The following is a 5306-nucleotide window of genomic DNA, read 5'->3' on the forward strand; positions in this document are numbered from 1 at the left end:
GGACCGAGAACATCACCGTGTCCTGGCACTACATCGCGCGCATCTGGCGGGAGGAGAGCCTGAAGCCGCACCGGTCCGGCACTTTCAAGGTTTCCAAAGACCCCGCGTTCGCGGAGAAGGTGGCCGATGTGATCGGCCTGTATCTGGCCCCGCCGGGCGGCGCGGTGGTCCTCTCGATCGACGAGAAGACGCAGATCCAGGCGCTGGACCGGACCCAGCCGGTACTGCCGGTCGCCTTCGCGGCGAGCGAGAAGCGCACCGCCGGCTACGTCCGGCACGGCACCACGAACCTGTTCGCCGCCCTGAACGTGAGCACCGGCGAGGTGCTCGGCGAGTGCAAGCCGACCCGGAACGGCAAAGACTTCCTGGCCTTCCTGAAGAAGGCGGTGAAACCGCACGCCGGGAAGGACATCCATGTCGTCCTGGACAACCTCTCGACGCACACCACCCCGGAGGTCAAGGAATGGCTGTCGAAGAACCCACACGTCCACTTCCATTTCACTCCCGTCGGCTCCTCGTGGCTGAACCAGATCGAGATCTGGTTCGGAATCCTGACCCGGCAGTCCATACGCCGCGGCACCTTCTCCAGCGTCAACGTCCTGGTCAAACAGATCCGCGACTACATCAACTCCTGGAACACAACGGCCAAACCGTTCACCTGGACCGCGACCGCCGGCGAGGTCCTCGCGAAGGTCCGACTCGTCGCGACCAACGTGAAGAAACTCGTCAATAACAACTCGAACTGACATGAACAGGATCACGAGACACTAGAAGACCTGACGGATTCTGTACTTCGCACCGCCTGAGTTCAAAAACAATTACTCAGCTTGTTCCTTTTCTTCCGGCCTCGAACGGTGTCTCGTACTGAGTCGCTCACCTGGGGATTCGGCGGGCACAGGGGCGGGCGTCGCGGCACGGCTGGCCGCGAGGTGGGAAACCGGCACAGGCGGCACTCGCATGGGCCGCCGCAGCGTCGGCGGGGCCCATGCGGGTGCTGGTTTACTCCGCCGGAGGCGCGTAGCTCGGGTTCTCCCACACGAAGTTGATTTTGTTGCCTTCAGGGTCCGGGAGCTCCGCCATCTTGATGAAGTCGAGATCCTGGATCTCACCGCAGGTCACGCCCGCGCTCGCGAGGCTAGCGATGTGGGAGTCGATGTCCTCGACCCCGATGACGATGCTCGTCTTGCCGGCCGTCTCCGGGTCATAAGCGACCTGGATCCACCCGTTGTCGACGAGCTGCCACTCCGCGACGCCCTCCGTAGGCTCGATGTCGGGACCACGTCCGATCCACTGCTTGTACCAGGCGACTGCAGCGGCGTGATCGGTCACTGGCAGGACCGCGTTGACATTCTTGAAGCTCGGCACGGCGGGAAGCCCCTTCAGATGTTGTGTGCTGATTCTCGGGCGACGAAAGGCGGCTCGAACTGGGCCTATGGCGACATCGTACACGCGTTCTATTTTGCCATTCCGGGCAAACCGGCATCTGACGCTGGGAGGGGGTTGTTGGTGTACGGCGAGGCCGCTGACCTGTGGTGTTGCTGGTTCGCTGAGAGGTGGATCTGGCGGCTTGGGCGGGCTGGTGTAGCGCGACCGGTCCGCGCCGCTACACAGCTCGAGCATTCCGGGCCCCAAGCAGCGACCGTCTCCACTTCGTTGTGGAGCCGCGCCGTCGGCGCCTCCTTCGAGGGGCCCAGCGGCTCCGCCCGCGTCCAGGCGGGCAACGCAGACGTAAGCCCGCCTGCTGCACCCGACACAGCATTGCGACCCGGTCCCGGGCCGCAACGTTCAGCCTGTTCTTCTTTCCGGCCTCGAACGGTGTCTCGAACTGAGTCGCTCACCTGGGGGTTCGCCGGACGTGGGGGCGGCCTTCGTCTGATCATGTGCTCCGACCAAGGTGCACGTGACCAGAGCGAAGGCCGTGAGGGTGAGTCTGCTGCCTGATGCTGTTCAGAGGGAAGCGTTCGCGGAAGCGTCACGCTTCCGGGGCGAGTTCTACGAGTGTCTGACCGCCCGGCGGGATGAGTTGTTCGAACTGGCGGACGCGGTGTTGTGTGCGGACGGGGCGGTGAGGTCCCCGGTGGACCTGACGCTGCTGCCCGAGCATCGGCGTGGGCACGGTGCGATGTACGGCGGCCTGAACCACGGCCGCATCGACGTCGGACGGCTGCAGACCGTGCTGGCCGGGCTGTCGCTGCCGCGTTTCGACGGCGGGCGCCTGGTCCTGGCGGTCGACGTGTCGCCCTGGCTGCGATCGGACGCGCCGTGCTCGGCAGACCGGCTGTTCTGCCATGTCTACGGACGGGCGAAGACCGCCTCGCAGTTCATTCCGGGCTGGCCGTATTCCTTCGTGGCCGTGCTGGAGCCGGGGGCCACGTCCTGGACCGCGATCCTGGACGCGGTCCGGCTGGGACCTGCGGACGACGCCACCGCGGTCACCTCCGCCCAGCTGCGAGGAGTGGTCGAACGGCTCATCGCAGCGGGCCAGTGGCGGGGCGGGGACCCGGCCATCGTGATCGTCATGGACGCAGGCTACGACGTCACCCACCTGGCCTGGGTCCTGCGCGACCTGCCCGTCGAGCTGGTCGGCAGGGTCCGCTCCGACCGCGTCTTGCGCCTGCCGAAGCCGCCCCGCCAGCCGGGAACGAACGGCCGGCCACCCAAGCACGGACCGGAGTTCCGCTTCACCAAACCGGAAACCTGGCCCGAGCCCACGATCACCACGGTCACCGACACCACCAACTACGGCAAGGCCGAGACCCAGGCATGGGACCGGGTCCACCCACGGCTCACCCACCGCTCCTCATGGCTCGACCATGACGGCGAACTCCCCGTGATCGAGGGCACGTTGATCCGGCTGAAGGTCGAGCATCTGTCGAAGGACCGGGACGCTCCGCCGGTGTGGTTGTGGTCCTCGAAGACCGGCACGACCCCGGACGACGTGGACCGCTTCTGGCAGGTATTCCTCCGCCGCTTCGACCTGGAGCACACTTTCCGCTTCGCGAAGCAGACCCTCGGCTGGACCACTCCGAAACTCCGCACTCCTGAGGCGGCGGACCGCTGGACCTGGCTCCTGATCGTCGCTCACACCCAGCTTCGACTCGCTCGGCCCCTCGCCGCGGACCTCCGCCGGCCCTGGGAAAAGCCGACCGCCTCCGGCCGGCTCGCCCCGGCCCGGGTCCGCCGGGGGTTCAGGAACATCCGCGCTCACCTCGCCTGCCCGGCCGGTGTTCCCCAACCCCGAGGAGCCGGCCCTGGACGACCACCCGGCACCAAGAACAAACACCGGGCAACCCGCTACGACGTCGGCAAAACCGTCAAACGCCCCGAGACCCTCAAAGCCATCGGCAAGCCTGGAAGGTCTTGGTAGATAAAGAACAAGCTCAGGCGAACGGCACCGACATCACCCAATCAAGTTCAGTAGCCACCAGTTGCACCCGATGCGATGACAAATGCACTGTCTACCAATTTCTCGCTCCTCTGTCGGCAATGACCGCTCAGATTGCGCAGCGATCCCGGTGGTGCCCGTTTCGCTGATCCGGGCATCACCGGGGGAAGGCCAAGCGCACGATCTGTAGCGCACCCCAATATTGACCCTTATGGACGCCTGTGCGTGACTACCTCTGGCGCGCCGAGGAAAGAGCACTCCCCAGTGCGATCGCCGAGAGAATCGGGATCACCATATTCCACGGCTCTGGCAGCGGTCTACACGCAATGAAGATTCCAACGGCAATCACGCTGCCGAGAGCGAGCTTTGCTCGCATGCTCCACTGCCTGCTAGTCACCGTAGACATCCTTCCTCATCTTTTCCAGGGTTCGCTCCGTCTTCCAAAGCGAAATCCTTGTGCGAGCCATGCTGGTAATTGCGTTGAACTTGGGGCCATCATACTTGGCGGCGATACCGCTGCCGGCACCGGATGCGACGGTTTGTCCAGTTCCAGTTTCTGGTGCCAGCGTTGGAAACTGTATACGTGGCGGCTCCTACCGTGACTCCCACCGCAATGCCGCAAACGATCGTTGCGCCACAAGCTGCGCCTGCGAGGAAGCCGCCGACGATGAGACCAGCATTTACCCAATCCCGCCAGTGTTTCGAGAAGTGGTCTCCGACTGCCGAAACCACCTTTCCGCCGCTAGCATTCCAGGCCGCCTTGATGTCACCTCGACCGAGGCTGGACCAGAATCCTGCGTCTTCCCGCTCGCGCTTCTGCCGATCTTTCTCCGCCTGAATGGACTGCCGCATCTATTCTGCCGCTGCGGCGCGATCGTATTCCTCTTGGGCAGCGTAGGTGGTCTGGCCGTAGGAGTTGTAGCGGCCCTTGGACGGGTCGGCCTTGATGCGCTTCTTGCTTCCTGGCGCCCAGGGGACGTAACAGCCTGAGTTGCCCGGGCTTCCCGGGTTGCCTCCCGAGACCGCACTGTTGATCTTCTTCTTGGGTTTGGTCGGGACTCCGCCCTTGCCGCAGGTGATCAACGTTCCGCACTCCGCCAGCGCTTCGCCTGTGGGGTCGGAGTAAGTGATGGGGTTGTTGTTGCCGTAGGTGTACGGGTTGTGCTGCGCGGGGTCCTCAGTGATCAGGAGTGGGTCGACGGAGATGAACCGACCGAGGGTTGGGTCATATTCGCGGGCGCCGAGGTGAACCATGCCGGTGGGGTCGGTGGTGCCGCCGACGAAGCCGCGGTCGCCGGGCCAGGAACTGCTGCCGGTCGTGGAGCGGGAGGCGCCGAAGGGGAGTTGCTTGCGTCTGGTCACCGCTTGCGCTGCGCCCATGTGTGATGGCGATGAGCGCAGTGCCCTTGTGGTCGTTGAAGAGGAAGGAGGATCCGGCGCTAGGTCCTGTCTGAGATTCAGATCATGAGTTAGTACTCCAGCTGTAGATCGCGATCTTGCTGGGCGGGGCTGGTCCGGGAACGGGTGCGGCCACCGGTGATCATCGGTGTGTGGTGGCCGCGGGTCACAGCATAGATCCTGCTCGCTGGCAGGAGGCGTTCGAGGCCTTGATGGGCCGTATCGCGGGACGGTTCGTCCGGGTGGAACCCCGTCGCCGGGCGAGGGCGTTCGTCCTCGGGTTGCTGTCGGGCCTGCCGCGCAAGAACTGCTGGACGCTCGCCGAGCATGCCGGGGACGCGAATCCGCATGGTCTGCAGCACCTGCTGTCGAGGGCCAGATGGGACGCCGACGCGGTACGCGATGACATCCGGGGCTTCGTCGTTGAGCACCTGCACCACGAGGACGCGGTGCTGGTCGTGGACGAGACCGGCGACCTGAAGAAGGGCACCGGCACGGTGGGCGTGCAGCGCCAGTACACCGG

At 64.9% G+C, this 5306-nt stretch carries 5 protein-coding genes; 3 read left to right on the forward strand and 2 right to left on the reverse strand.

Going from position 1 to position 5306, the window contains the following annotated elements:
* Positions 1 to 746 (forward strand): IS630 family transposase (locus B9S58_RS15860; RefSeq protein WP_107494944.1); only part of this gene is annotated, 746 nt, incomplete at its 5' end.
* A gap of 253 nt (positions 747 to 999) precedes the next feature.
* Here B9S58_RS15860 and B9S58_RS15865 read toward each other — a convergent pair.
* Entirely contained in the window at positions 1000 to 1449 is a 450-nt protein-coding gene (locus tag B9S58_RS15865; RefSeq protein ID WP_219818894.1) for a VOC family protein, read from the reverse strand.
* A 475-nt stretch (positions 1450 to 1924) separates the two neighbouring features.
* On the opposite strand from B9S58_RS15865, the gene B9S58_RS15870 reads away from it, so the two are divergent.
* Positions 1925 to 3367 carry an NF041680 family putative transposase gene (locus tag B9S58_RS15870; RefSeq protein ID WP_103532758.1) on the forward strand — a complete coding sequence of 481 codons (1443 nt, stop codon included), beginning with the start codon at positions 1925 to 1927 and terminating at the stop codon, positions 3365 to 3367.
* An 870-nt stretch (positions 3368 to 4237) separates the two neighbouring features.
* On the opposite strand, the gene B9S58_RS15875 is transcribed toward B9S58_RS15870, so the two are convergent.
* Positions 4238 to 4765 (reverse strand): RHS repeat-associated core domain-containing protein, encoded by a 528-nt coding sequence (locus B9S58_RS15875; RefSeq protein ID WP_103532757.1) that lies wholly within the window; start codon positions 4763 to 4765, stop codon positions 4238 to 4240.
* Between the two features lie 230 nt (positions 4766 to 4995).
* Between B9S58_RS15875 and B9S58_RS15880 the strand changes: the two genes are divergently transcribed.
* A partial coding sequence (locus B9S58_RS15880; RefSeq protein WP_181009259.1) for a transposase occupies positions 4996 to 5306 on the forward strand: 311 nt, incomplete at its 3' end.

This window comes from Streptomyces sp. SM11 (genome assembly GCF_002910905.1).
Taxonomy (GTDB): Bacteria; Actinomycetota; Actinomycetes; order Streptomycetales; family Streptomycetaceae; genus Streptomyces.